The organism is Micromonospora sp. NPDC049903, assembly GCF_044460945.1.
Lineage (GTDB): Bacteria > Actinomycetota > Actinomycetes > Mycobacteriales > Micromonosporaceae > Micromonospora.
Genome location: NZ_JBITKL010000006.1, coordinates 163,044 through 186,856, shown reverse-complemented (window position 1 = coordinate 186,856; position 23,813 = coordinate 163,044). Strand labels below are relative to the sequence as shown.

At 73.6% G+C, this 23,813-nt stretch carries 19 protein-coding genes; 14 read left to right on the top strand and 5 right to left on the bottom strand.

Features of this window, described 5'->3' with window-relative positions:
- The first annotated feature begins 25 nt into the window (after positions 1 to 25).
- From pgsA to ACIBO1_RS13445, 5 genes are all read left to right on the top strand, one after another.
- On the top strand, positions 26 to 619 hold the full coding sequence (gene pgsA / locus ACIBO1_RS13465) for a CDP-diacylglycerol--glycerol-3-phosphate 3-phosphatidyltransferase (RefSeq protein WP_396745224.1): 594 nt from the start codon (positions 26 to 28) through the stop codon (positions 617 to 619).
- Between the two features lie 49 nt (positions 620 to 668).
- Positions 669 to 1,193, top strand: a complete 525-nt coding sequence (locus ACIBO1_RS13460) for a CinA family protein (protein WP_396745449.1) — start codon at positions 669 to 671, stop codon at positions 1,191 to 1,193.
- Positions 1,194 to 1,318: 125 nt separating this feature from the next.
- Positions 1,319 to 1,777 carry a helix-turn-helix domain-containing protein gene (locus tag ACIBO1_RS13455; RefSeq protein ID WP_131057730.1) on the top strand — a complete coding sequence of 153 codons (459 nt, stop codon included), beginning with the start codon at positions 1,319 to 1,321 and terminating at the stop codon, positions 1,775 to 1,777.
- Between the two features lie 204 nt (positions 1,778 to 1,981).
- Positions 1,982 to 2,854, top strand: a complete 873-nt coding sequence (locus ACIBO1_RS13450) for a PspA/IM30 family protein (protein ID WP_396745221.1) — start codon at positions 1,982 to 1,984, stop codon at positions 2,852 to 2,854.
- 22 nt (positions 2,855 to 2,876) lie between these two features.
- Positions 2,877 to 3,659 (top strand): hypothetical protein, encoded by a 783-nt coding sequence (locus ACIBO1_RS13445; protein ID WP_396745218.1) that lies wholly within the window; start codon positions 2,877 to 2,879, stop codon positions 3,657 to 3,659.
- 439 nt (positions 3,660 to 4,098) lie between these two features.
- On the opposite strand, the gene ACIBO1_RS13440 is transcribed toward ACIBO1_RS13445, so the two are convergent.
- Positions 4,099 to 7,878: a hypothetical protein gene (locus ACIBO1_RS13440; RefSeq protein WP_396745215.1), complete on the bottom strand. Its 3,780-nt coding sequence runs from the start codon at positions 7,876 to 7,878 to the stop codon at positions 4,099 to 4,101.
- A gap of 246 nt (positions 7,879 to 8,124) precedes the next feature.
- Positions 8,125 to 8,913 carry a DNA-formamidopyrimidine glycosylase family protein gene (locus ACIBO1_RS13435; protein ID WP_396745212.1) on the bottom strand — a complete coding sequence of 263 codons (789 nt, stop codon included), beginning with the start codon at positions 8,911 to 8,913 and terminating at the stop codon, positions 8,125 to 8,127.
- A gap of 111 nt (positions 8,914 to 9,024) precedes the next feature.
- On the opposite strand from ACIBO1_RS13435, the gene ACIBO1_RS13430 reads away from it, so the two are divergent.
- The gene (locus ACIBO1_RS13430) at positions 9,025 to 10,254 is read left to right on the top strand and encodes a hypothetical protein (protein WP_396745209.1); all 1,230 of its coding nucleotides are present in this window, start codon (positions 9,025 to 9,027) and stop codon (positions 10,252 to 10,254) included.
- A gap of 52 nt (positions 10,255 to 10,306) precedes the next feature.
- Here the strand turns inward: ACIBO1_RS13430 and ACIBO1_RS13425 are convergent, their stop codons facing one another.
- Positions 10,307 to 10,549, bottom strand: a complete 243-nt coding sequence (locus ACIBO1_RS13425) for a CPCC family cysteine-rich protein (protein ID WP_350693818.1) — start codon at positions 10,547 to 10,549, stop codon at positions 10,307 to 10,309.
- A gap of 24 nt (positions 10,550 to 10,573) precedes the next feature.
- Positions 10,574 to 11,407: an S-adenosyl-l-methionine hydroxide adenosyltransferase family protein gene (locus ACIBO1_RS13420; protein ID WP_396745446.1), complete on the bottom strand. Its 834-nt coding sequence runs from the start codon at positions 11,405 to 11,407 to the stop codon at positions 10,574 to 10,576.
- Positions 11,408 to 11,521: 114 nt separating this feature from the next.
- Here ACIBO1_RS13420 and ACIBO1_RS13415 point away from each other — a divergent pair, with 114 nt between their 5' ends.
- Complete coding sequence (locus ACIBO1_RS13415) at positions 11,522 to 12,082, top strand: hypothetical protein (RefSeq protein ID WP_396745206.1); 561 nt, start codon at positions 11,522 to 11,524, stop codon at positions 12,080 to 12,082.
- A 1-nt stretch (position 12,083) separates the two neighbouring features.
- Here the strand turns inward: ACIBO1_RS13415 and ACIBO1_RS13410 are convergent, their stop codons facing one another.
- On the bottom strand, positions 12,084 to 16,667 hold the full coding sequence (locus ACIBO1_RS13410; protein WP_396745203.1) for an ATP-dependent helicase: 4,584 nt from the start codon (positions 16,665 to 16,667) through the stop codon (positions 12,084 to 12,086).
- A 178-nt stretch (positions 16,668 to 16,845) separates the two neighbouring features.
- Here ACIBO1_RS13410 and ACIBO1_RS13405 point away from each other — a divergent pair, with 178 nt between their 5' ends.
- From ACIBO1_RS13405 to mnhG, 7 genes are all read left to right on the top strand, one after another.
- Positions 16,846 to 17,193: a hypothetical protein gene (locus ACIBO1_RS13405; RefSeq protein WP_396745200.1), complete on the top strand. Its 348-nt coding sequence runs from the start codon at positions 16,846 to 16,848 to the stop codon at positions 17,191 to 17,193.
- A 453-nt stretch (positions 17,194 to 17,646) separates the two neighbouring features.
- Entirely contained in the window at positions 17,647 to 20,484 is a 2,838-nt protein-coding gene (locus tag ACIBO1_RS13400; protein ID WP_396745197.1) for a Na+/H+ antiporter subunit A, read from the top strand.
- A complete protein-coding gene (locus ACIBO1_RS13395) occupies positions 20,481 to 20,951 on the top strand; it encodes a Na(+)/H(+) antiporter subunit C (RefSeq protein ID WP_396745194.1) in 471 nt (156 codons plus the stop codon). The genes ACIBO1_RS13400 and ACIBO1_RS13395 overlap by 4 nt, the downstream gene beginning before the upstream one ends.
- Positions 20,952 to 20,988: 37 nt before the next feature.
- Positions 20,989 to 22,491 carry a Na+/H+ antiporter subunit D gene (locus ACIBO1_RS13390; protein WP_350693827.1) on the top strand — a complete coding sequence of 501 codons (1,503 nt, stop codon included), beginning with the start codon at positions 20,989 to 20,991 and terminating at the stop codon, positions 22,489 to 22,491.
- Positions 22,488 to 23,096, top strand: a complete 609-nt coding sequence (locus tag ACIBO1_RS13385; protein ID WP_396745190.1) for a Na+/H+ antiporter subunit E — start codon at positions 22,488 to 22,490, stop codon at positions 23,094 to 23,096. The genes ACIBO1_RS13390 and ACIBO1_RS13385 overlap by 4 nt, the downstream gene beginning before the upstream one ends.
- Positions 23,093 to 23,356 carry a monovalent cation/H+ antiporter complex subunit F gene (locus tag ACIBO1_RS13380; protein ID WP_131053511.1) on the top strand — a complete coding sequence of 88 codons (264 nt, stop codon included), beginning with the start codon at positions 23,093 to 23,095 and terminating at the stop codon, positions 23,354 to 23,356. Before ACIBO1_RS13385 ends, ACIBO1_RS13380 begins: the two co-directional genes overlap by 4 nt.
- 110 nt (positions 23,357 to 23,466) lie before the next feature.
- A complete protein-coding gene (mnhG, locus tag ACIBO1_RS13375) occupies positions 23,467 to 23,802 on the top strand; it encodes a monovalent cation/H(+) antiporter subunit G (RefSeq protein ID WP_350694091.1) in 336 nt (111 codons plus the stop codon).
- The last annotated feature ends 11 nt before the right edge of the window (positions 23,803 to 23,813 follow it).

Sequence of the window (23,813 nt, the reverse complement as noted above, 5' to 3'; positions counted from 1 at the left end):
AGGTGTGCTGCCGGAGAACGCGCCGATGACCGAGGCGACGGAGTCCACCCCGCTGCCCGTGGTGGCCCGGGTGGTCCCGGTGGTCAACGCCGCCAACGCGCTGACCGCGCTGCGGCTGCTGCTCGTACCGGTCTTCGCCGCCTGCGTGGTGGTCTCCGGCATGACGCACGCCGGGTGGCGCAGCGTCGCCTGCGTGATCTTCGTGGTGGCCTCGGCGACCGACCTGGTCGACGGCTGGATCGCCCGCCGGTTCTCGTTGGTCACCGCGTTCGGCAAGGTGGCCGATCCGATCGCGGACAAGGCGCTCACCGGCGCCGCCCTGCTGCTGCTCTCCTGGTACGCCCAACTGCCCTGGTGGGTGACGGTGGTCATCCTCGCCCGCGAGCTGGGCATCACCGCGCTGCGCTTCTGGGTGATCCGGCGCGGGGTGATCGCGGCGAGCCGGGGCGGCAAGGTCAAGACGGCGCTCCAGATCCTCGCCATCACCTGGTATCTCTGGCCGATGCCCGACGGCCTGGCCGCCATCGGTCCGTGGATCATGGCGGCGGCGGTCGTGGTGACGGTGGTCACCGGGTTCGACTACATCGCACAGGCCCTGCGGCTGCGGCGGACCCGCTGACCGTTCGCCCCGGCGGTGCGGCGAGTAGACCGTTCGCTTGTCGGGAAGGATGCAGGGCGTGGGTGTCAGAGAAGGCGAAGGACAGATGGGCAGCGCGGCGGCCGGTGTGGTGCACCGCCTCACCGAGCGGCGGGAGACCCTCGCTACCGTCGAGTCGCTGACCGGTGGACTGCTGGCAGCCACGATCGTGGAGGTGGCCGGGGCGAGCGCGGTCTACCGGGGCGGGCTGGTGGTGTACGCGACCGAGCTGAAGGAACAGCTCGCCGACGTACCGGCGGATCTGCTGGCGGCGCGCGGTCCGGTGGACGGCGACGTCGCCGCCGCCCTGGCCGAGGGCGGGCGGAAGCGCTGCGGTGCCGACTGGGGCCTGGCCACCACCGGGGTCGCCGGGCCGGAGCCGCAGGACGGCAAGCCGGTCGGGTTGGTCTACGTCGCGGTCGCCGGGCCCTACGGAAGCGAGGTACGCGAACTCCACCTGGACGGCAGTCGGGACCACATTCGGGGCGAAACGGTCACCGAGGCGCTTCGGATGGTCGCCGCCCACGTGCAGAAGGACGTCGCCGCCGCAAGCTAGGAGGGCGGGGCGGGATGTCGCGGCGGCCCGCAACGGGTACGGTTGCGGGAAAGCTCCGACAGTCGGAGCCGGTGCGCACCACCGGGCCGGCGGCCGGGCGAACTGTGTCCCTCAGGGGAGGTGCGATGGTCCTGCTACGCCGGGTGATCGGTGACGCACTACGGGCGCGCCGGCAGGGGCAGCACCGCACGCTGCGCGAGGTCTCTTCCGCCGCCAACGTCAGCCTGGGCTACCTGTCCGAGATCGAACGCGGCCAGAAGGAACCCTCCAGCGAACTGCTCGCCGCGATCTGCGACGCGCTCGGCGCTCGCCTGTCCGAGCTGTTGCGCGAGGTCAGCGACACCGTCGCCCTCGCCGAGCAGCTACCGGGTGTGCTGGTGCCGGTGCAGGACGAGCCGGCCGAGGCGACTCCGGTCGGCGCGACGGCGGTGCACAAGTCCACCGGTCGACCCGTACGCCAGGTCAGCTCGGACGGCTCCGTCGCGGTCGCGGTGCGCCAGGAGTCCCCGCTCAAGGCGACCCTGCGCAGCACCCGGGTCCGCTCCGCCGAGCGCACCGAGCGGGACGTGGTCTGCGCCGCCTGAGCGTGGTCCACACCGCGTGAGCCGCCGGCCGATGGTCGAGGTGGCGACCGCCGCGTAGGGTTGATCGCGGCGTCCCCCTCGCGCCGGTACGGATGCCGTGCTGGCGCTCGGCGGGGACGATGGACCCACCATCGCCGGTGGCCGAGCTGGGCCGGCCGGACATGGCGGTTGGCGCAGCGACGTGACTGAGGGGATACGGCGGAGATGGCGAACCCGTTCGTCAAGGGTTGGAAGTACCTGATGGCGCTCTTCGGCGCCCGAATCGACGAGCACGCCGATCCCAAGGTGCAGCTCCAGCAGGCGATCGACGAGGCGCACCGGCAACACCAGGCGCTCGTGCAGCAGGCGGCCGCGGTGATCGGCAACCAACGGCAGCTGGAGATGAAGCTCTCCCGGCAGATGTCCGACGTCGAGCGGTTGCAGAGCAACGCCCGGCAGGCGTTGGTCCTCGCCGACCAGGCGCGCGCCAAGGGCGACGAGACCGAGGCCGGTCGCTACGAGCAGTCCGCACAGACTCTCGCCAGCCAGCTCGTCTCCTCCGAGCAGGCCGCCGAGGACCTCAAGACCCTGCACGACCAGGCGCTCGCCGCCGCCGGTCAGGCCCGCCGGGCGGTCGAGAACAACTCGATGATCCTCCAGCAGAAGCTCGCCGAGCGGGCCAAGCTGCTCAGCCAGCTCGAGCAGGCCAAGATGCAGGAGACCGTGGCCTCCTCGCTGGAGTCCATGTCGGCGCTCACCGCCCCCGGCAGCACGCCCAGCCTGGACGAGGTCCGTGACCGCATCGAACGCCGCTACTCCACCGCCATGGGCCGCGCCGAGCTGGCCGGCAACTCGGCCGAGGGCCGGATGCTGGAGATCCAGAAGGCTACGCTGGACGTGGCCGGGGCGTCCCGCCTCGACCAGATCCGGGCCAGCATGGCCGGCGAGCAGCTCGGCGGCACGGCCGACCAGAACGCCGTCGGTGGTGGCCAGCAGCAGGCGGCACAGACCAACGACCCGGGCGTGGCCCGCCTCGACGAGCTGCGGGCCAGCATGAACCGGGATCGCAACACCGGCGACGCCAGCGCCGCCGGCTGAACCAGGCGTCAAGGAGGCGACGGTGGCAGCAGACGAGCGCACCCGCTACTTCCGCCGGCTGGGCAAGCTCCGCCGCTCCGCCCGCCGGTGGAGCGTGCTGGCCGGCGGGCTCGGCGGCGCCACCGTCATCCTGACCCCGTACGCCGGCATCGGCCTCGCCGACGCCTTCTGGGCCGCCGCCGCAGGCGCCTCCACCGCCCTGGCCGCCTGGCGCTGGGTGGACCTGCGGGCGCTGTCCGCCCAGCCCGCCCCACCCGCCCTCGACCCCGCCCAGGCCGCCGCCCGCAGCCGCGCCCGTCTGGTCGCCGCCGTGGAACGGCTACCGGTCGGGGCCGGGGTGGTGGCCGAGGTGCGCCGGGCACGGTCCCGTGGCGCTCTGCGCGGCACCAGCGCGGCCCAGCCGTGGGAACGGCTGGACCGGGCGGCCTCGACCCTGGCGTCCATGGGCGGCCGGCTGACCGGCTTCGCCGAACCCGCCGTCGCCGAGGCCGCCGTGGCCGAGCAGTCGCTGCGCGAACTGGCGAACCGGGTGGCGAGCGTGGAACGCGCGGTCCGCCTGGCGCCCTCGGACGCGCGTCCCGCGCTCACCGAGGCGCACGAGGCGCTGACCGGGCAGTTGGACGCCGGTGTGGGGGCGTACGAGCGGCTGGTCGTGGCGGCGGCCGGTTACCTGGCCGAGGAGTACCGGCCGACCAGTGAGCACCCTTCCGCGGCGCGGCTGACCGAGGCCACGGACATGCTGCACGGGTTCGCGTCGGCGCTCTCGGAACTGCGGGCCGTAGGCCGCCCCGCCACCACCTCCTGACCGCTGGACCCCCGTCGTCGGCGGTCCCGTGCCGGTCGGACCCGTCTGTCCGGGCTGGTCACACCTCTCGTCGTCGCCCGGGTGCCACGCTGATGCCGCTGCGCCCGTGCACGCTCAGGTACGTCGGCCTGTCGATCATGAAGTCGGGGTTCGTCGCGTGCGGCAAATCGGGCGATCGGCCACCAGGCCGTCGCGCCTGAGGACGTGGGTGGGTAGATCTGTTGTCGCCACAGCGACAACAGATCTACCCACCGCCCTTGCACGCCCGAAGCCTGCCGAGCGCGTCCTCCCCACCTGGCCGCCACGTCCCCTGACGCCGTCGATCATGGAGTTGAGGTCGTCATTACGTGGCGAAGTGCACCTTCTGTCGCTGCCACAACTCCATGATCGGCGGCGTGGGCGGGAGGCGGGGGCGGCGGGGCAGGCGGGGGCGGGGTGGTCACACGGGGGTGGTGACCGGGATGGTGCCGGTGTACGCGGACGCGGCCACCACGTTGAACGAGCGGATCCGGTAGTGGTAGGTGACGCCTCGGGCCAGGCCGGTGTTGGTGAAGCCGCGTCCGGTGACGGTGAAGGTCGCCAGTTCGCGGGTGAACGCGGCGTCCAGGGCACGTTCCACGGTGAAGCCGGCTCCCGCGCCGGTGGGGGTGCTCGCCGCCCAACCGAGTACGACGGTCGCGGTGTCCGGGTCGGGGGTGCTGGTGGCGACGCTGACCGCGGTGGGTACGCCGGGCACCGGCGGGGTGATCACGGTGGCCACGGTGGACCAGGGCGAGGCGACGCCCAGGTAGGTGGTGCGTACCCGGTAGTAGTAGGTGGTGTCGGGGGCGAGCGCGGTGTCCAGGTGGTGGTCGCCGACGCCGATGGCGGTGGTGCCGGGGCCGCTGGTGAAGGTGGGGTTGGTGGCCCGCTGCACGTCGATGCCGGTGGCGAAGGAGCGGTTGGCCCAGCGCAGCGCGGCCCGTAGCGGGGCGGCCGGTGGGATGGTGGCGGTCAGGCCGGTGGGGGCGGTGAGCTGCACCGCGGCCGGGACGCTGTTCGACCAGGCGGAGCAGCTCACGGTGTTCTCCGCGCGCAGGCGGTAGTGATATGTCACGCCGGGCGTGATGGTGGCGTCGGTGTAGCGGGTGGCGGTGCCGGCCACGGTGATCTCGGTGAGACCGCCGGCGAAGGTGGAGTCGGTGGCCCGGTGCAGCAGGTGGCTGGTGGCGGCGGGCAGGCTGCCGTTGCCGGTCCAGGTCAGGTTGATCGCCGGCAGGGCGGTGGCCGAGCCGGGGGCCGGGGTGGCGTTCAGGCCGGTGGGGGAGCGGGGCGCGACGCGGACCACCAGCGGACGGCTCATGCCCTGGTCGCGCAGGCCCGCCGCGGCACTGCCCCAGCGGTACTCCCAACCCAGGTTGACCAGGCGGTTGACCACCGAGGCAGGACGCCCGTCGAGCGGGCTGATCTCGGTGGAGCCGGTGGGTACGCCGGCCGGCCGGGTCGGGTCGAGCAGCCGGATGCTGTCGCCGAGCTTGAACGGCAGCGGCGGGGCCTCGGGGCGGAGCGCGACCAGCACGTCCTCGCCCGGGTCGACCCGGACGACCTGCTTCCAGCCGAGTTCGCCGGGGTGCGGTGGCCGGATCCGACCGTCGCGGCCGACCCGGCTGACCACCTGCACGTCGAGGCCGTCGAAGCGGACCGGGTGGGTGTGTCGGCCGCTGCCGCGTACCCGCCAGAGCTGCGTGCCGTCACCGGGTGCGCCGATCGGGACGGCCGGGTCGCTGACGTGCAGGGTCTCGGTGGCCGGGTCGGCGGGGCCGAGCGGCAGGGTGGGCTCGTCGAGCGGGCCGGCGTGTGGGTGGCCGACGCCGAGGCGGCCGGTGGCGCGCCCGTGCTCGGGTTCGAAGACCTGCCGGACGGCCTTGACCGCCAGCGGCAGCGTCACCGGGCCGGTGCCGCCGGTCGGGGTGAACGTGACGGCGGCGGCGTGCACCGGGATCCGGGTCGGCGCGGAGACCGTGCCGAAGCCGGCGTCGTAGGCGGGTTGCGGCACGACCGGGGGACGTTGGCTGGCCGCGTACGCGCCGGGCAGCCGCTCGCGCAGCCGGTCCAGGTCGTACGGGGGCGCGGGGGAGCCGGTCACCCGGAACTGCACCAGGGTGCGGGTGTTCGGGCCGTACCCGGGACGGGTCGGTGGCGCGCCGCCCTCGGCGGTGCGGTCGGGGCCGCCGGTGTGGTGGTCGTGTCGGAGGTCGAACGCGGGCAGCGGTGCCGGGGCGTCGTTGTAGAGGATCAACGTGCTGCCCGGCGCGACGGCGGCGAAGTCCACCAGCACGTCGGCGCGTTCGCCGGGAGCCAGCAGCAGGGCGTGCCCGTCGACGTTGAGCACGGTCGCCTCGCGCCGGTCGTATCGGAATCCGATCGGGCGGTTCGGGATCACCACCGGCTCGGGCAGCAGGCCGCACTCGTTGCCGATCCGGATCAGTTCCGGTCCGGCGGCGGACGGGTCCGGTACGCCACCGGGGCGGCCGTCCGTCGGCCAGCCCGTCGGCCGGCCGGATGCCCGGACCGCGTCGACCATCGGCACCTCGCCCGCGTCGGCGTCGGCCAGCCGGCCCTCCGGTGTCCACATCGGCTCGTCCGAGGCGGCCCGGTAGAGCTGGAGGTTCAGCCACCGGTCGGTGCAGGCGTTCAGGATCCGCCACCGGTAGACCTTCGGCTCCACCTCCAGGTACGGGTACGCGGCACCGTTGACCAGCACCGTGTCCCCGTACGCGGCGGGCACCGCGCTCGGGTGCGGCACGCCCGGCGCCTCCGGCGGCTCGTCCGGGTCGGTGACCGGGTCGTGGTGCGGGTTGGCCACGGTGGCGGCGGTGACCTCCGGTCCGGCCGACACGGTGGTACGCGACCACGGGCCGTAGTCCCAGCGGCCGGTCGGGTTGACGCCCTCGGGGCGGTGCGGGTCCTGCCGGGGCTGATAGACGTGCGGGTGCCAGAGGCTGCCGCGTGTCCCCCAGCGGCTGCGGTCCCAGGTGGGGTCCTGGGTGGCGAGCTGCGCGTCGTCGGGCACGAAGGTCTTGTCCTCGAAGACCAGCGGGAGTTGTTCGCAGGGCAGCACCCCGTCGTCGGCGAGCCGCTCCTGCGTCTCGTCGGTGAGCAGATAGAGCGCTACCTGTCCGGAGTAGACGGTCAGTCGGGACAGCCCGGCGGTGTTGTCGTGGAACCAGAGCAGCCGCCCGCTCTGCTCGTTCGGGATGTAGAGCGTGGTGGCGCCCTGCCCCGGGTGCGGCATGTCGGGGACGTGCGTCAGCCCGATCCCGGTCGGGTACGGGGTGATCTCCCCGGCCGGAGTGATCCACTGCCACGGGTTGCCGGCGCTGGCCCAACCGGTCGCCGCGCCGCTCAGGTGCAGCACCGCCCGGTTCTGCGGGTACGGTGCCGGTCCGCCGAGCGGCCCGGTCCCGGCCCCCGGCACGGTCGGGTCGACCGGCAGGAAGAGGTCGCCGGCCGGCCCGGCGGGAAGCTGGTTGATGAACTTGATCCGTACGGGTCGGCCGCGTCGGGCCAGCACCACCGGCCCGAGGTGCCAGGGCTGGCGGGGCGGGGCCACCGTGTTGTGCCCATCGACGTCGGTGCCGAGGTTCAGTTGCCGGTAGCCCCGCATCCGGGTCGCCGGCAGGTCGCTGTGCAGGCGTTGGGTGTACTCGGCGAGACCGACCTCGTAGTAGTCGCAGCCGGGGTAGCTGATGGTGTCCGGCACCGCGACCGGCAGGTGCGCGCCGAGCGGCGTACGCCCCAGCGGGCCGAGGCCGGGCAGCGGGTCGACGAACTTGCGGATGCCGGTGCCGCCCACCACCGCGCCGTCGGAGTCGACCACCGGCAGCGGACTGTACGCGTGGTTCGGCACCGCTCCGAAGAGCCGGGGCGCCGCCGCCGGGTCCAGGCTGGCCGGTGCCGACGGTCGCTCGCCCGGCGCGCTCCGGGTCGGCGCGTGCGGTGCCGTCCGGCCGGGCGGTGACGCCTCCGCCGGGGGTGCGCTCCGCGCCGTGGCGGATCGCGCACTCCGTGGCGGGGCGGGCGGTGCCGGGGAAGCCGATGCGCCCTGCGGTGCCGGGACGGAGCCGGGGTCCGCGTGGTCCGGGTCGGTCCGGGCTTCGGGGACGGCCCCCGGGCTCGACTCGCCGTTGCGGGTGGCGCGATCCCGCCAGGTCGACCGGAATCTGCGGAACACGGCCATGGCTCTCCCCGGGGTCGGGGCGCGGCGGCCACCACCGCGATGTGGCAGGCTCGGCGCGCGACTTTGACGATCCGTGAGCGCTCAATCGCAGCATGCGACGACCGGGGGTCGGTTAGGAAGTACCCAATCGTCCCTATCTGCCGACCGCCCGGCGTGTCGGCTGCGCCACTCCGACCCGGCCCGTCACCTGCGCAGACGTACGTGGAACTTGCGTCCGGAGCGGCGGAACTTCCACGCCGTCGGAAGTCAGGCGGTGGGCTGGCAGACCGGGCACCAGTAGGTGACCCGTTCGCCCAACTCCTCCTTGCGGATCGCCGTACCGCAGCGGCGGCACGGCTGCGCCCGGCGGCCGTACACGTAACTGGTCTGGCCCCGCCGCAGCGAGCCGGTGCTGCTCTGCGTCCACCGCCCCCGGTTCGCGGCCAGCAACTCCTGCGCCAGCTGGACCAGGCCGTCGAGGTCGGGCACCTCGCGGACCGGGGTACGCGGATGCACGCCGCGCAGGAACAGCACCTCGCACTTGTAGAGGTTGCCGATCCCGGCCAGGTTGCGCTGGTCGAGCAGCGCGACACCGATCGCGGTGTCCGGGTGCGCGCCGATCCGGCGTACCGCCTCGGCCGGATCCCAGTCGGTGCCGAGCAGGTCGGGGCCGAGGTGCCCGACCAGTCGGTCCTCGTCGGCGGTGGGCACCAGTGTCACGTCGTGCAGGTGGTAGCCGACGGCCGTCGCGGCGGCGGCCCGCAGCACCACCCGGATCAGGTGCGCCGGCCGGGCGGTCCAGCGTTCCCCGGGGGCGTACGTCCGCCAGGTGCCGTCCATCCGCAGGTGCGAGTGCAGCGTCCAGTGTTCCTGGGTGGGGGCGGTCAGGCGGAGCAGCAGGTGCTTGCCCCGGCTGGCGCACTCGCGTATCGCCCAGTCGGTCAGGTCGGTGGTGGCCAGTCGGGGCACCCGGAAGTCGCTGCCGGTCAGCCGGGCGCCGGCCAGGGCGCGGTCCAGGACGCGGGCGGTGTTCCAGACGGTGTCACCTTCGGGCACCCCACCATCCTCCCTCACCCGAACCGAATTCGCATGTATCGCTATTTGTATGGCACTTCGGTTCGATCTCCTTATATGAGCATTATCGGGGAGATCTGAGGAGGAAAACGAATGAATCGCATTCGTCTATCACGGCCGGCGACCGCGCCGGCTGCCGTCCCGGCCGCTGTCCTGGCCGCTGTCCTGGCCGTCACCCTGGCTCCCCCCGCTCCCGCCTCGGCCGCCCGTGCCGACACGTGGCACGCCAGCCTGTCCACCGTCGACGCCGACGACGTCAACGTCCGGCACACCCGGTCCGGACTGCGGTTGGCCGACGCGCGGCCACCCGGCGTACCGGCCCGCCGCAGCGCCGTCGCCGAGGGGATGCTGGTGACCGCGCCGCGTACCCTGACCCGCCCGGCCACCCGGTTCCGGGCCGAGGTCACCGCCACCGCCCGGTCCGGTGCCACCGCGAGCGCCCAGGTACGCGGCTGGCACGACACCGGCTGGACCGAATGGCGCGACGCCGTCCCGGCGGCGGTCTTCGACCGGCCCGTCGCCCGGGTGCAGACCCGGGTGGTGATCACCGGCGGTCCGGCCGGCGCCACCGCCGAGGTCCGCGCCGTCCGGATCACCGCCGACACCGGCGGGGTGGCCGTCACCGCCGCCACGCCCGGCCGGATCTACCGCGTCTTCACCACCCGGATCGGACTGGTCGGCGAGGTGACGGCCAACGGGCACACGGTCGCGCCCCGCGACCACTTCGTGGCGCTGCCGTCGCGGCGGAGTCTCTCCCCGCGCAACAGCGGCGACTACACCGTCCGGGTCTGCACCACCAGCGGCAGCCGGTGCACGTACGCGCCGGTCTGGGACGTCGGACCGTGGAACACCCGGGACGACTACTGGAACCCCAGCGCCGTCCGGGAGAACTGGAAGGACCTGCCGCAGGGGCGTCCGCAGGCACAGGCCGCCTACCAGAACGGCTACAACGGCGGGCGGGACCAGTTCGGCCGTACGGTGCTGAACCCCGCCGGGATCGACCTCGCCGACGGCACCTTCTGGGACGGGTTGCAACTGACCACCAACGCCTGGGTCGACGTGGCCTACCTGTGGACCGGCACCGGCAGCCGCGCCGTGATCGGCGACGGGCCGCTGAACGTGCGGGCCGGAGCCGGCACCAACTACGCCAGCCGGGGACTGGCCGCCCGCTACGCCCACGTGCCGGTCGAGTGCTACGTGACCGGGCAGACGGTGGCCGGGCCGTACCGCACCACCAACCGATGGAACCGTCTCGCCAGCGGGCAGTTCGTCAGCCACGCGTACGTCTCGGCGGTCTGGGGCCCCACGGTGCCGCGCTGCTGAACTCCGCGCGCGGAGCCGGGCCGGTGTCCTCCCACGCCGGCCCGGCCTGGGTTTAGGGCAGCTCGTCCGGCCGAGGAGCCCGGACCGCGTCCTGGTAGCGAGGGTGGCAGGCGCCGTAGACGGCGAAGTTCAGCCGGGCGTGCGACAGGCTCAGGTCCCCGTTCGGGCCGCCACGGACCACGTCCGCGTCGGCGTCGGCCTGACCGTCGTCGGTCCAGAAACAGACCGGACAGGTGCCGCCGCCGGTCCGGTACGCGCAGCAGGGGCAGGCGGCGGGAACCCAGCGATCGTTCACCGGAACAGCTTTCCACAGTAGACGTTACGGGCGTGTGGCGCGGGGCACCTCGTCGGCGGGGCCCGCCCACACGCGCAGCAGCGTACCCGGTACCACCCCGAGCAGGTCCACCGCGCGTCCACCGTTGACCGACAGCGCCACCAGTCCGGCCGAGTCGGCGTGCGCCACCAGCCCACCGACGGGCGCGTCACCGAACGTCCGCCCGTGCACCGCCACTTGCGCCGACTCGGTGTCCTGCGGGCGTACGTGCAACCGGCCCGGCAGCGGAGCGAGCAGGTCGGCCGACGCGGCCACCTGCACGTTGCCGAAATGGTCCACGCTCAGCACCTCGGCGACGAAACCGTCCGACGTCGACTCGACCACCGGCTCCGGCAGGCGTACCAGCGTTCCCGGATCGACCGCCGGACCGGCCTGCGCCATCGGCGCTCCCGTGGCCAGCCGGGCCGCCACCGGCGCGAACACGTCCCGGCCATGGAACGTGGCGGAGACCCGCGCGGCCAGCCACGCCGGATCGGTCAGCTCCACGGCGGCGCGCACCCCGCCCAGCGCGTCGGCGGCGTCGCACAACAGGCCGTTGTCCGGCCCCACCAGCAGGCCCCCGGGCGTGGCCAGCGCGACGCCCCGCCGGGCCGTCCCCACCCCGGGGTCGACCACCGCCAGGTGCACCCCGCCGCCAGGCAGGTACGGCACCGTCTGGGCGAGCACCGTCGCGCCCCGCCGGACATCGCCCGGCGGCACCAGATGCGTCACGTCGATCACCCGCACCGTCGGGGCGAGCCGTGCGACCACCCCGTGGCAGGCCGCCACGAATCCGTCGGTCAGGCCGTAGTCGGTGGTGAACGAGACGACGCGGTCCACGCTGCTGGTCACGGCACCGCATCGTACGGTCCGGTGCGGGTGCCGGATAGGTGACAGGCCGCCTGACCGACCGGCCACTGCACAGCGCGCCGCCCGCCCGGCAGACTGCTCGGAGTGAGCCACCGGATCTTGCCAGCCCTCGTCCTCGTCGCGGTCACCGCCGCCCTCACCGCCTGCGGTGGTGGGGAGAAGGAACAGCCGTCCGCCGCCGACCCGACGAGCGCGCCGCCCACGGCCGGCGCGCCGGCCACCGCGCCGGCCCCGTCGGACGCCCCGTCGAGCGCGCCGTCCACCGCCGAGCCGACCGTCACCGGCAGCACCGAACGCCGTCCGCCCAGCCCGCCCCCGGTGGAACTGCCGCCTCGTAAGGCCGGCGAGCCCAGCGCGCGGGAGGTCGTCGCCGCGTTCCGGAGCGCCGGGCTCAAGGCGGGCAAGTCCAAGGACCGCTCCGTCGACTGTGGGCCGGACGGGCTCGGCCTGGGCTGCTCGGAGATCGTGGTCACCGACGGGGTGGCCGTCTACGTCTTTCCCGACGAGGTCAGCGCCACCGACATGGCCGAGGTGTGGGCCGGTGCCTCGTTCCGCTCCGGCACCGTCGTGCTCAACTACCTGGAGGCCAAGACGCCCCGCGCCGACCGCCCCGCCTACGAGAAGGCGCTGACCGCGCTCGACTGAGTCAGGCGCGGAGCCGCAGGCCGCGTGGGGTGGTGCGGAATCCGGCGGCGGTGAGGGCGTCCCGCAGCGGCGACGAGCGGACGGCCTCACCGTCGGCGCGTTCCACCGACATCGGGCCGAGCGCACCGGAGTGGACCGCGTCGGCCAGCGCCTTGCCGGCGGCGGCCAACGCGTCGGCGTCGTCGGTGAAGCTGAGGATCGTCCGGCCGCCACGCTCGACGTAGAGCACCAGGTCACCGGCGACCACCACGACCAGGGCACCGGCCTTGCGCCCGGCGCGGTGCCCGGTGGGCGCCGGTGTCGACGCGTCACCGGAGTCGACCACCCGTTCCGGCCAGGGCAGCGCCGCGCCGTACGGGTTGGCCGGGTCGGTCGCGGCCAGCACCACCGCCGGGGCACCCCGGCTCGCCCGCCCGCCGTCGAGCGGCTCCGCCAGGGCCCGGATCCGGTCCACCGCGCCGGGCACCGCGAACTGCGCGGCGCCCAGCCCGTCGACGAAGTATCCCCGTCGGGCCGCGCCGCGTTCCTCCATCGCCGCCAGCACCGGATACACCGCCGCGAACCCGCCCGGCACCTGCTCGGCGACGACCGCGCCCCGGGTCACCACACCGTGCCGCTCCAGCAGCACGTCGGCCAGGGCGGCGGCCCGACGGGTCGGGTCGGGGTCCCGCTCCGGCAGCCGGGACCAGCGCCCCGCCACCGTCGGCGGGCCGCCCCGGGCCGGCAGGGCCACCCGCCCCGGCCGCCGGTAGCGGCCCCGCGCGGCGGTCGGTCGGGACCGGTGCGCGCCACCGCCGCCGAGCAGCGCCCGCAGCGGTGCCAGCGTGTCGTTGGTGAGATGACCGGACCAGACCAGTTCCCAGATCACCGCTGTCAGCGCGGTGTCGTCGGTGGACCCGACCCGGTCGGCCAGCGGACGGAAGAACATCGCCTGTCCGTCACCGAGCGCGTCCAACACCGCATCGTGCAGGGGCGTACGCGCCAGCGTGTCGTCCGTCGGCGGCAGCAGCAGCGCGGCGGCGTCCGCGTACGCCAGGCCGACCCAGCCGTCGCCGCCGGAGATCGCACCCGCGCCGGCCCACAGCACCTCGCCACTGGCGCACAGCTCGTCGAGTTGGGCGGGGGAGTAGTCGGCCACCCGGGCCGGCAGCACCAGCCGTTCCAGGGCCGAGGCGGGCACCGAGACGCCCTGCAACTGCTCCACGGCGGCGGCCACCGCCTCGACGCCCCGCGCCGACGAGCCGACCTGCTGCCAGCGGGGCAGGAAGGTGGCCAGCGCCCGGGGCGGCACCGGCTCGATCTCGCGGCGGAGCGCGGCGAGCGAACGGCGGCGCAACATGCGCAGCACCTCGGCGTCGCACCACTGGGTGCCGACCGACTCCGGGGTGAACTCGCCGGAGACCACCCGGCCGGTGGCCCCCAGCCGACGCAACGCCTGCTCCACCACGAAGACGCCCAGCCCGAACCGGGCCGCGCAGGTGCTCGCCGCGAACGGCGCGTGCGTACGGGCGTAGCGGGCGACCAGGTCACCGAGCGGATCGGCGACCGGTTCGAGGTACGCCTCGGCGACGCCCACCGGCAGGGCCACGCCCAACGCGTCCCGGAGTCGGCCGGCGTCCTCCACGCCGACCCAGCGGTCCTGTCCGGCGATCCGGACCCGCAGCACCCGCCGGGCGGCGGCCAGCTCGGTCAGCCAGTCCACCGGCACACCGCGTTCGGTCAGCTCGTCGTCGCTCAGGTCGCCGACCTGGCGCAGCAACTCGACCACGTCCTCGGCGTCGCGGGGACGGCGCTGCGGGGTGAGCCAGCGCAACTGCCGTTCGGTCTCGGCGAGCACCTCGGCGTCGAGCAGCTCGCGCAGGTCGACCCGACCGAGCAGCTCCCCGAGCAGGGCCGAATCCAGCGCCAGCGCCGCCGCCCGGCGCTCCGCCAGCGGCGAGTCGCCCTCGTAGAGGAAGGCGCCCACGTACCCGAAGAGCAGCGAGCGGGCGAACGGCGACGGACGCGGGGTCTCCACCTCGACGAGCCGCACCCGGCGACCGGCCAGGTCCCGCATCACCTGGGTCAGCGCGGGCAGGTCGAAGACGTCCTGGAGGCATTCCCGGGCGGCCTCCAGGGTGACCGGGAAGTCGGCGTACTCGCGGGCGACATCGAGCAGCTGGGCGGCGCGTTGCCGCTGCTGCCAGAGCGGCTGTCGGCGACGCGGGTCGCGGCGGGGCAGCAGCAGCGACCGCGCGGCGCACTCCCGGAACCGGGCCGCGAACAGCGCCGAGGTGCCGACCGACTCCTCCACGAGCTGGACGATCTCCTCGGGGTCGAAGGCCACCACGTCGGCGCCCGGCGGAGTGTCGGCGGTGTCCGGCAGGCGCACCACGATGCCGTCGTCGGCGGGCAGCACCTGGGCGTCCACGCCGTACCGCTCGGACAGCCGTCGCCCGACGGCCAGTGCCCACGGCGCGTTGACCCGCGCGCCGAGCACGCTGTGCACCGCCAGTCGCCAGTCGCCCAACTCGTCGCGGAACCGTTCGACCACCACCGTCCGGTCGTCGGGCAGGGCCCGGGTGGCGGCCTGCTGCTCACGCAGGTAGGCCATCAGGTTGCCGGCGGCCCAGTCGTCCAGGCCGGTGGCGCGCAGCGCGGCGGTCGCCTCCTCGTCGCCCTGGCGCAGCAGGCCGCGTACCCGGGCGCCGATGGCCCGGCCCAGCTCGACCGGACGGCCCGGTTGGTCGCCCTTCCAGAACGGCATCTTCGCTGCCTGGCCGGGTGCGGGGGAGACCAGCACCCGGTCCGGCGTGATCTCCTCGATCCGCCAGGACGACGAACCCAGCAGGAAGACGTCGCCCACCCGGGACTCGTAGACCATCTCCTCGTCCAGCTCGCCGACCCGGGCGGCGCGTTCGGCGCCGGCCAGGAAGACGCCGAACAGCCCCCGGTCGGGGATGGTGCCGCCGCTGGTCACCGCGAGCCGTTGGGCGCCCGGCCGGCCGGTCAGCAGGTCGGTGGCGCGGTCCCAGACCAGGCGGGGACGCAGCTCGGCGAAGGCGGTCGACGGGTACCGGCCGGAGAGCATGTCGAGCACGGCGTGCAGCGCGGAGTCGGGCAGCTCGGCGAAGGGCGCCGCCCGGCGGACCACCGTCGCCAGGTCGGCCACCGGCCACTCGTCCAGCGCGACCATCGCCACGATCTGCTGGGCGAGCACGTCGAGCGGGTTGCGGGGATGGTGCAGCTCCTCGATCGCGGCGTCGCCCATCCGCTCGGCGACCACGGCACAGGAGAGCAGGTCACCCCGGTGCTTGGGCAGCACCACGCCACGGGACACCGCGCCGACCTGGTGCCCGGCCCGGCCGACGCGTTGCAGGCCGGCGGCCACGCTGGGCGGCGCCTCGATCTGCACCACCAAGTCGACCGCGCCCATGTCGATGCCGAGTTCGAGGCTGGAGGTGGCGACCACGGCCGGAAGCTGACCGGCCTTGAGCGACTCCTCGATGTGCCGTCGCTCCTCGCGGGAGACGCTGCCGTGGTGCGCGCGGGCGATCACCGGTGGGACACCGGCCACCGCCCCGGCCTGGGCCATCATCTCCGCCGGTGTCCGCACCGGACGCCCGGTCGGCGGGATCGCCCCGTCCGTGGTCTCCTCGCTGCTCTCCTCGACGGCGAGCTCGTTGAGGCGGGCGCAGAGCCGCTCGGCGCTGCGCCGGGAGTTGGTGAAGACGATGGTCGAGCGGTGAGCTCGGATCAGCGAGTAGACGCGTTCCTCGACGGCGGGCCAGATCGACGCCGACCGGGGGCGGCCGAGGTCGTCCTCCGGCTGCTCCTGCTCGTCGAGGCGGGTCATGTCCTCCACCGGGACCTGGACGCTCACCTCGATCGTCTTGGCGCTGGCCGGGGCCACCACGTCGACCGGGCGGGCACCGCCGAGGAAACGGGCGCACTCGTCGACCGGTCGGACCGTGGCGGAGAGCCCGATCCGCTGCGCCGGGGTGGGCAGCAGCTCGTCGAGACGCTCCAGGGAGAGCGCGAGGTGGGCACCGCGTTTGGTGCCGGCGACCGCGTGCACCTCGTCGACGATCACCGTCTCGACGCCCCGCAGTGCGTCCCGCGCGGCGGAGGTGAGCAGCAGGAACAGCGACTCCGGGGTGGTGATCAGGATGTCCGGGGGAGTCCGGGCGAAGGCCCGCCGCTCGTCGGCCGGGGTGTCGCCGGTCCGCATGCCGACGGTGATCTCCGGCGGAGGGAGCGCGAGCCGGGTGGCGGCCTGCCGGATGCCGGCCAGGGGGGCGCGCAGGTTCCGTTCGACGTCGACCGCGAGCGCCTTGAGCGGGCTGACGTAGAGCACCCGGCACCGGTGTCGGGGGTCGTCCGGGGCCGGCTCGCGGGCCAGCCGGTCGAGCGACCAGAGGAAGGCGGCGAGGGTCTTGCCGGACCCGGTCGGTGCCACCACCAGGGCGTGCCGCCCGGCCGCGACCGCCGTCCAGGCACCGGACTGCGCCGCCGTGGGCGCGGCGAAGGCCGCCCCGAACCACTCCCGGGTCGCCGGACCGAAGCGGGAGAGCACCCCTGTCGACCTGCCGCTGGAATCCGCCACGACCCCATCCTGCCTCCGGGGACCGACATCCTCGGGGTACGCCGGCGGAGAGTATGTCTGTTTAAGGCGTTGCAGGCGTCATGACCGTAGAATCCGTTAAGTCTTACTTAACTGCTTGCTTGCGTCCTGCAACATAAAGTAACTTCACTCGCGGTGTAGTGCACGGCGAGGAGGTCGGATGGACGTCGAGGAGCGGAGTCCAGCGTCCGGCACCGACGTCCTGATTCGCAAGGTCGACAGTCATGTCGCCACTCTGCGCACCGGCCTGCACGGCCCCGATCTGGAGCTCGCCGAGCGTCTCGCCGTCTGCCTGCGAGAGCTGATCGCCTCGACGGCCCAGGCCAGCGCCGCCGACCGGGCGCGGGTGCGGGTCGCCGTGCACTATTTCGTGCTCCGCCGGGAGAGTCGAGGGCGGCTACTCTCCGTGCGCTCGCTCGCCGCCGCACAGCGACTGGTCAACAAGGCGGCACGGCAACTCGGTCGGCCGGACCTGACGGTCGAGACCCGCGCCGGGCAAGGCGGGTGACCCGGCCCGCCTGCGGTGCCGGCGCAGTCCCGCCTCGCCCGACCGTCGTCGAATCTCCCGGTCGACCTCTTGGTCGACCCGGCTGACCACTCTTCGTGACCTTCGCGTGCCGCCTCCAGGTGCCTCTGATCGTCCTTTGCTCTGCTTCAACCCACGCAATGCGTTCTGAGCTGCACTGCTCTGGCTGCGAGTGCCGATGTCGACCCCGATGATCGCCACGAAGAGTGACTGTTGCGTGGGTTGAAGCAGAGCAAAGGGGGCCAAGGGGGGTTGGGCGAAGCCCCGGCGCCCGAGGATGTCCTGCCGGGTCGATCTCCCTGGTCGCACCGGACAAAGGTGAATATGGGCTTTTTTCGGCAAAACTGTCTATCGCGCCCCGGAGATGTCGTCTGATCGCAGGTAGGCGCCGTGCACGCGGAACGGGCGCCGCTGCCACCTCGACCGGGAGCGCGCGTGCTCGTACTGCTGATCCTGCACTTCGTGGCGGCGCTGGCGGCACCGCTGCTGGTCCGTCGGTGGGGTGCGGACGCCTGCTACCCGCTCGCGCTGGCACCGGCCGCCGCGTTCGGCTGGGCGGTGTACCGCACCCCCGACGTGGTCGACGGCGGTGCGGTGGTCGAGACGTACCCGTGGATCCCGAAGCTCGGTCTCGACCTGGCCTTCCGCACGACCACCCTGTCCTGGGTGATGACGCTGCTGATCGGCGGCGTCGGCGCGTTGGTGCTGGTCTACAGCGCGCGGTACTTCCCGCCGCCGGCCGTCGGTACGGCCCAGTTCGCCGGGGTGATGGTCGGCTTCGCCGGGGCCATGCTCGGCCTGGTCTTCGCCGACGACCTGCTGCTGCTCTACGTCTGCTGGGAACTCACCACGGTCTTCTCGTACCTGCTGATCGGGCACAGCGCCGAGCGGCGTTCCGCCCGCTGGGCCGCCGCCCAGGCGTTGAGTGTGACCACGTTCGGCGGCTTGGCCATGCTGGTCGGGTTCATCATGCTCGGGCACCACGCCGGCACCTACCGCCTGTCGGAACTGTCGCAACACCCGCTGCCCGACGGGGCGTACCTGGTCGTCGCGGTGGTGCTGATCCTGCTCGGGGCGCTGTCCAAGTCGGCCCTGCTGCCGTTCACCTCGTGGCTGCCGGTGGCGATGGCGGCGCCGACGCCGGTCAGCGCGTACCTGCACGCGGCGGCGATGGTGAAGGCCGGCGTCTACCTGCTCGGCCTGCTCGCCCCACTGCTCGCGCAGGTGGGTCCGTGGCGTCCGGTGGTGCTGGTCGCCGGGCTGGCCACGATGGTGATGGGCGGCTGGGCCGCGCTGCGGCAGAACGACCTGAAACTGCTGCTGGCGTACGGCACGCTCAGCCAACTCGGCCTGGTGGCGGTGGCGGTCGGGCTGGGCACCCCGGACGCCGCGTTGGCCGGCGTGGCGATGCTGGTGGCACACGCCCTGTTCAAGGCGGCGCTGTTCCTCGTCGTCGGCATCATCGACCACGGCGCGCACACCCGTGACCTGCGCAAGCTGTCCGGCCTGGGCCGGCGTACCCCGTTCCTGGCGGTGGTGGCCGGACTCGCTGCCGCCTCCATGGCCGGGGTGCCGCCGCTGTTCGGCTTCGTCGCCAAGGAGGCGATCTTCGCCTCCTTCACCGACCGGCCGGTGGCGCTGGCCGTCCTGGTGGTCGGCACCGTCCTCACGGTCGCCTACAGCATCCGGTTCCTCTGGGGCGCGTTCGGCACCCGTCCCGGGCTGGCCCCGACCGAGGTGGACCGGATCCCGGCGGCGATGCTGTGGCCACCGGCCGTGCTCGCCGGGGCGGGGCTCGTCGCCGGGCCGGCGGCCGGCGCGCTCGACCACCTGATCCGCCCGTACGCGCGACTGCTCGGACCGGTCCACGCGCACCTGACGCTCTGGCCCGGCGTCAACCTTGCGCTCGGCCTCTCCGCGCTGACGCTCACCGGGGGCGCGGTGCTGTTCCTGCTGCGCGGTCCACTGTCCCCGGTGCTGGCGCGGCTGCGGTCCCCGGCCACCGGTCAGCAGGGCTACGAGTGGCTCATCCACCGCTTCGACCGGACCGCCGTGGACGTCACCAGCGTCACCCAGCGGGGTTCGCTGCCGCAGTACCTCGGTCTCATCCTGATCGTGCTGTCCGCCGTGCCGGGCGGAGTGCTGCTGGTGATCCGGCCGTGGGAACAGTCCCTGAAGCTGTGGGGCTCGCCCGCGCAACCGGTGGTGCTGCTGGTGATCGCGATGGCGGCGCTGCTCGCCGTCGGGGCCCGCCGCCGGCTCACCGCGATGCTGCTGGTCGGGGTGACCGGCTACGGCACCGCGATGTTCTTCGTGCTGCACGGCGCGCCCGACCTGGCGCTCACCCAGTTCCTGGTGGAGACCGTGACCATCGCGGTCTTCGTCCTGGTGCTGCGTCGCCTGCCGGAGCGCTTCTCGGTGCGCCCGTTGCGTCGCAGCCGCTGGATCCGCCGGTCCATCGGGCTCCTGGTCGGCCTCACCGTGGCCGGGCTCGCGCTGACCGCCACGGCGGCCCGGCACACCCGCACCATCTCCGAGGACTTCCCCCGGCTCGCCGTCGAGCAGGGGTACGGCCGCAACGTGGTCAACGTGACGCTCGTCGACATCCGGGCCTGGGACACGTTGGGCGAGCTGGCCGTGCTGGTGGCCGCGGCGACCGGGGTGGCCAGCCTGGTCTTCCAGCAGTCTCGCACCGGCCCCCGGCCCCGCCGCCTCGACGCCGACCGGGGGGAGAGCCTGGCCGGGCGGCCGGTGTGGCTGCGCGGCGGCGCCACGCTGATCGAACGCAACCGCTCGATCGTGCTGGAGGTGGTCACCCGGCTGATCTTCCACACCGCCGTACTCTTCTCCTTCTATCTGCTGTTCTCCGGCCACAACGCGCCCGGCGGCGGCTTCGCCGGTGGCCTGGTGGCCAGCCTGGCGCTGACCATGCGCTACCTCGCGGGCGGCCGGTACGAGTTGGCCGAGGCCGCGCCGGTCTCCGCCGGCACCGTGCTCGGCGCCGGGCTGGGCCTGGCGGTCGGCGGCGCGGTGACCTCCCTGCTGGCCGGCGGTGCCGTGCTGCAGAGCGCGCGGATCGACCTCTGGCTGCCGGTGATCGGCGACTTCTATCTGATCACCTCGCTCTTCTTCGACGTCGGCGTCTATCTGGTGGTGATCGGGTTGGCGCTGGACGTGCTGCGCAGTCTCGGCGCCGAGGTGGACCGGCACATCGAGGCGGCCGGTGGGCCCGAGGGCGGGCTCGCCGTCGAGCGTCGGGGCGGCACCCGATGAGCGCCGGGGCGAACCTGGTCTCGTTCGTGGCGATCGGAGTGCTGGTCGGCTGCGGGGTGACGCTGCTGCTGGAGCGCAGTCTGAGCCGGATCCTGCTCGGCATCATCCTGATCGGCAACGGCGTCAACCTGCTGATCATCTTCGGTGGCCGGTCCGGGCGGGCTCCGGTCGCCGGGGTCACCGAGCCGGATCGGATGAGCGACGCGCTGCCCCAGGCCATGGTGCTCACCGCCATCGTCATCACCTTCGGGTTCACCGCCTTCCTGCTCGCCATCAGCTACCGGAGCTGGTATCTGACCGGTGACGACGAGGTGCCCGACGACCTGGAGGACCAGCAGATCGTGCGCCGGGCGGCGCGTCGGGAGGTCTCCACCGCGGACCTCGGCGGGGAGCCGCCGGAGGCCGACCCCGAGCAGGTCGACGCGCCCGCGCCGTGGCAGCGCCGCCGCGAGGGGGGCCCGGGATGAGCCGGTACGCGTCGAACCGCCCGCGTCGGGGGCACCGATGACCGCCCTCGTGCCGTTGCCGGTGCTGCTGCCGTTGCTGGGCGCGGCACTGACCCTGCTGCTGGCGAAGTGGCCGGTCCCGCAGCGCATCGTCAGCGTGTTCTGCCTGGCCGCCACGCTGGTGGTGGCGGTACTGCTACTGCTGCACGCCTACCGGCACGGACCGCTGGTGGTGCAGATCGGCGCCTGGCCGGCACCGGTGGGCATCGTGCTGGTCGCCGACCAGTTGGCCGCCCTGATGCTGGTGGTCTCCTCGGCGGTGACCCTGTGCGTGCTGCTCTACTCGATCGGCCAGGGCCAGGCGGAGACCGGCGAGTCCGCGCCGCTGGCCATCTTCCACCCGACCTATCTGGTGCTGACCGCCGGCGTGACGAACGCCTTCCTCGCCGGGGACCTGTTCAACCTCTTCGTCGGGTTCGAGATGCTGCTCGCCGCCAGCTTCGTCCTGATCACGCTCAACGGCACCCGGCTGCGCATCCGCACCGGCTCGACGTACGTGGTGGTCAACGTCCTGGCCTCGATGATCTTCCTGATCTCGGTCGGCCTGGTGTACGCGGCCACCGGCACGCTCAACCTGGCCCACCTGGCGGCCCGCTTCGACGGGCTGCCCGAGGGGGTACGGCTCAGCCTGCAACTGATGCTGCTGCTGGCCTTCGGCATCAAGGCGGCGGTCTTTCCGCTGTCGGCCTGGCTGCCGGACAGCTACCCGACCGCCCCGGCCCCGGTCACCGCCGTCTTCGCGGGCCTGCTCACCAAGGTCGGCGTGTACGCGATCATCCGGACCCAGACCCTGCTCTTCCCCGGCGAGCAGGCCGACCGGGTGCTGATGGTGGTGGCCGGGCTGACGATGCTGGTCGGCATCCTCGGCGCGGTGGCCCAGTCGGACCTGAAGCGACTGTTCTCGTTCACGCTGGTCAGCCACATCGGCTACATGATCTTCGGCGTGGGGCTCAGCACCGTCGCCGGGCTGGTCGGGGCCATCTTCTACGTGGTCCACCACATCACCATCCAGACCACGCTGTTCCTGGTCGCCGGCCTGATCGAACAACGCACCGGCAGCACCGACCTGCGTCGGCTCGGCGGACTGGCCCGGCTGACGCCCCTGCTCGCCGTGCTCTTCTTCGTCTCGGCGATGAACCTCGCCGGTATTCCGCCGTTCTCCGGGTTCCTCGGCAAGCTCGGGCTGCTCCAGGCCGGCGTGGCCGTCGGCGGCGCCCTGCCCTGGACGCTGGTGGCGGTGGGCACGCTGACCAGCCTGCTCACCCTGTACGTGGCCAGTCGGGTGTGGAACCTGGCCTTCTGGCGTACGCCCTGCCAGACCGTCGAGTCGACCGCCCCGCTGCCCGCGCTGACGGTCGGCGCCACCATCGCCCTGGTGGCCCTCGGAGTGTCCCTGACCGTGGTGGCGGGCCCGCTGTTCGACGTCACCACCGGTGCCGCCGTCGACCTGCGCGACCGGACCCCCTACATCCACGCCGTGCTCCCGGACGGCCCGCCGTGACCGGGACCGACTTCGACGGCGGCCCGTCCGACGGACCGGGTCGGGACGTACGCGGCCGGGCGGGCCGGTGGCGGGACCAGGCCATCGCGGTCGGCTGGCTGGTGCTGGTCTGGAACCTGCTCTGGGGCGAGTTCACCTGGGGCAACCTGCTGGGCGGGATTCTGGTCGGCGTGGCGGTGCTGGTGTTCTTCCCGCTCCCGCCGGTGACCTTCGCCGGGCGGCTCCGGCCCCGGGGTCTGCTGGTGTTCGGGGGCCGTTTCGTCGTCGAACTGGTCCGGGCCAGCCTGCACGTCGCCCGGATCGCGGTGCAGCCCGGGTACGTGCCCCGCTCGGCCATCGTGGCGGTCCGGCTACGGGTCCGCACCGACCTCAACCTGGCCCTCACCGCCGAGGCGCTCTCGCTGGTGCCGGGCACGTTGATCGTGGACGTGGAACGGGCCAGCGCGACGCTCTACGTGCACGTGCTGGACGTACGCCGACGCAGCGACCTCGCCGACGCGCGCGAGCAGGTACGCGCCGTGGAACAGCGGATCATCGAGGCGGTGGGGTCGACGGCAGAGGTCCGCCGCCTACGCGCCGACCCGGCCGACAAGGAGTCCCCGTGAACACCGTGCTCATCGTCGTACTCGCCGGTCTGCTGTCGGTGACCGCGCTGCTCGCCCTCGCCCGGCTCTATCGGGGACCGTCGCTGCTGGACCGGGTGATCGCCGCCGACATGCTGCTGGCCACCATGATCGGTGCGGTCGGCGCGGAGGCCGCGATCAACCGGCACGCCACCACGCTGCCGGTGCTGGTGGCGCTCGGCCTGCTCGGCTTCGTCGGTTCGGTGTCGATGGTCCGCTTCGCCGTCCGGGAGAAGCCGTGACGGCCGCCTGCTCGACCGGGTTGTCGGCCGTGAGCTGGCCGACCGGGTTGTCGGCCGCGGCCTGGTTCGACGGGGTGACGTCGGGTGCCGTCGCCGACTGGCTGGACGGGGTGACACCCGGTGCCGTCGCCGACTGGCTGGGCGCGACCAGCCTGATCGCTGGCGCGCTGCTGAGCCTGGCCGCCGCGATCGGGGTGGTGCGCTTCCCGGACGCGCCGACCCGGATGCACGCGGCCACCAAACCGCAGGTGCTCGGCGTCCTGCTCCTGCTGCTGGGGGTGGGACTGCGGCTGCGGACCGTCTCCGACCTGGGGATGATCGCGTTGGTCGGGGTCTTCCAGTTGGCCACCGCGCCGGTCGCCGCGCAGATGATCGGCCGGGCGGCGTACCGCAGCGGACGGCTGGACCGGCAGCTGCTGGAGGCCGACGATCTCGCCGACCGGTGAGCCGGATTTCG

Excerpts from the sequence above, each read along its gene's own strand:
- pgsA (WP_396745224.1), top strand. The coding sequence starts at position 26 with ATGACCGAGGCGACGGAGTCCACCCCGCTGCCCGTGGTGGCCCGGGTG.
- ACIBO1_RS13460 (WP_396745449.1), top strand. The coding sequence starts at position 669 with ATGCAGGGCGTGGGTGTCAGAGAAGGCGAAGGACAGATGGGCAGCGCG.
- ACIBO1_RS13455 (WP_131057730.1), top strand. The coding sequence starts at position 1,319 with ATGGTCCTGCTACGCCGGGTGATCGGTGACGCACTACGGGCGCGCCGG.
- ACIBO1_RS13450 (WP_396745221.1), top strand. The coding sequence starts at position 1,982 with ATGGCGAACCCGTTCGTCAAGGGTTGGAAGTACCTGATGGCGCTCTTC.
- ACIBO1_RS13440 (WP_396745215.1), bottom strand. The coding sequence starts at position 7,878 with ATGGCCGTGTTCCGCAGATTCCGGTCGACCTGGCGGGATCGCGCCACC.
- ACIBO1_RS13430 (WP_396745209.1), top strand. The coding sequence starts at position 9,025 with ATGAATCGCATTCGTCTATCACGGCCGGCGACCGCGCCGGCTGCCGTC.
- ACIBO1_RS13405 (WP_396745200.1), top strand. The coding sequence starts at position 16,846 with ATGGACGTCGAGGAGCGGAGTCCAGCGTCCGGCACCGACGTCCTGATT.
- ACIBO1_RS13395 (WP_396745194.1), top strand. The coding sequence starts at position 20,481 with ATGAGCGCCGGGGCGAACCTGGTCTCGTTCGTGGCGATCGGAGTGCTG.
- ACIBO1_RS13390 (WP_350693827.1), top strand. The coding sequence starts at position 20,989 with ATGACCGCCCTCGTGCCGTTGCCGGTGCTGCTGCCGTTGCTGGGCGCG.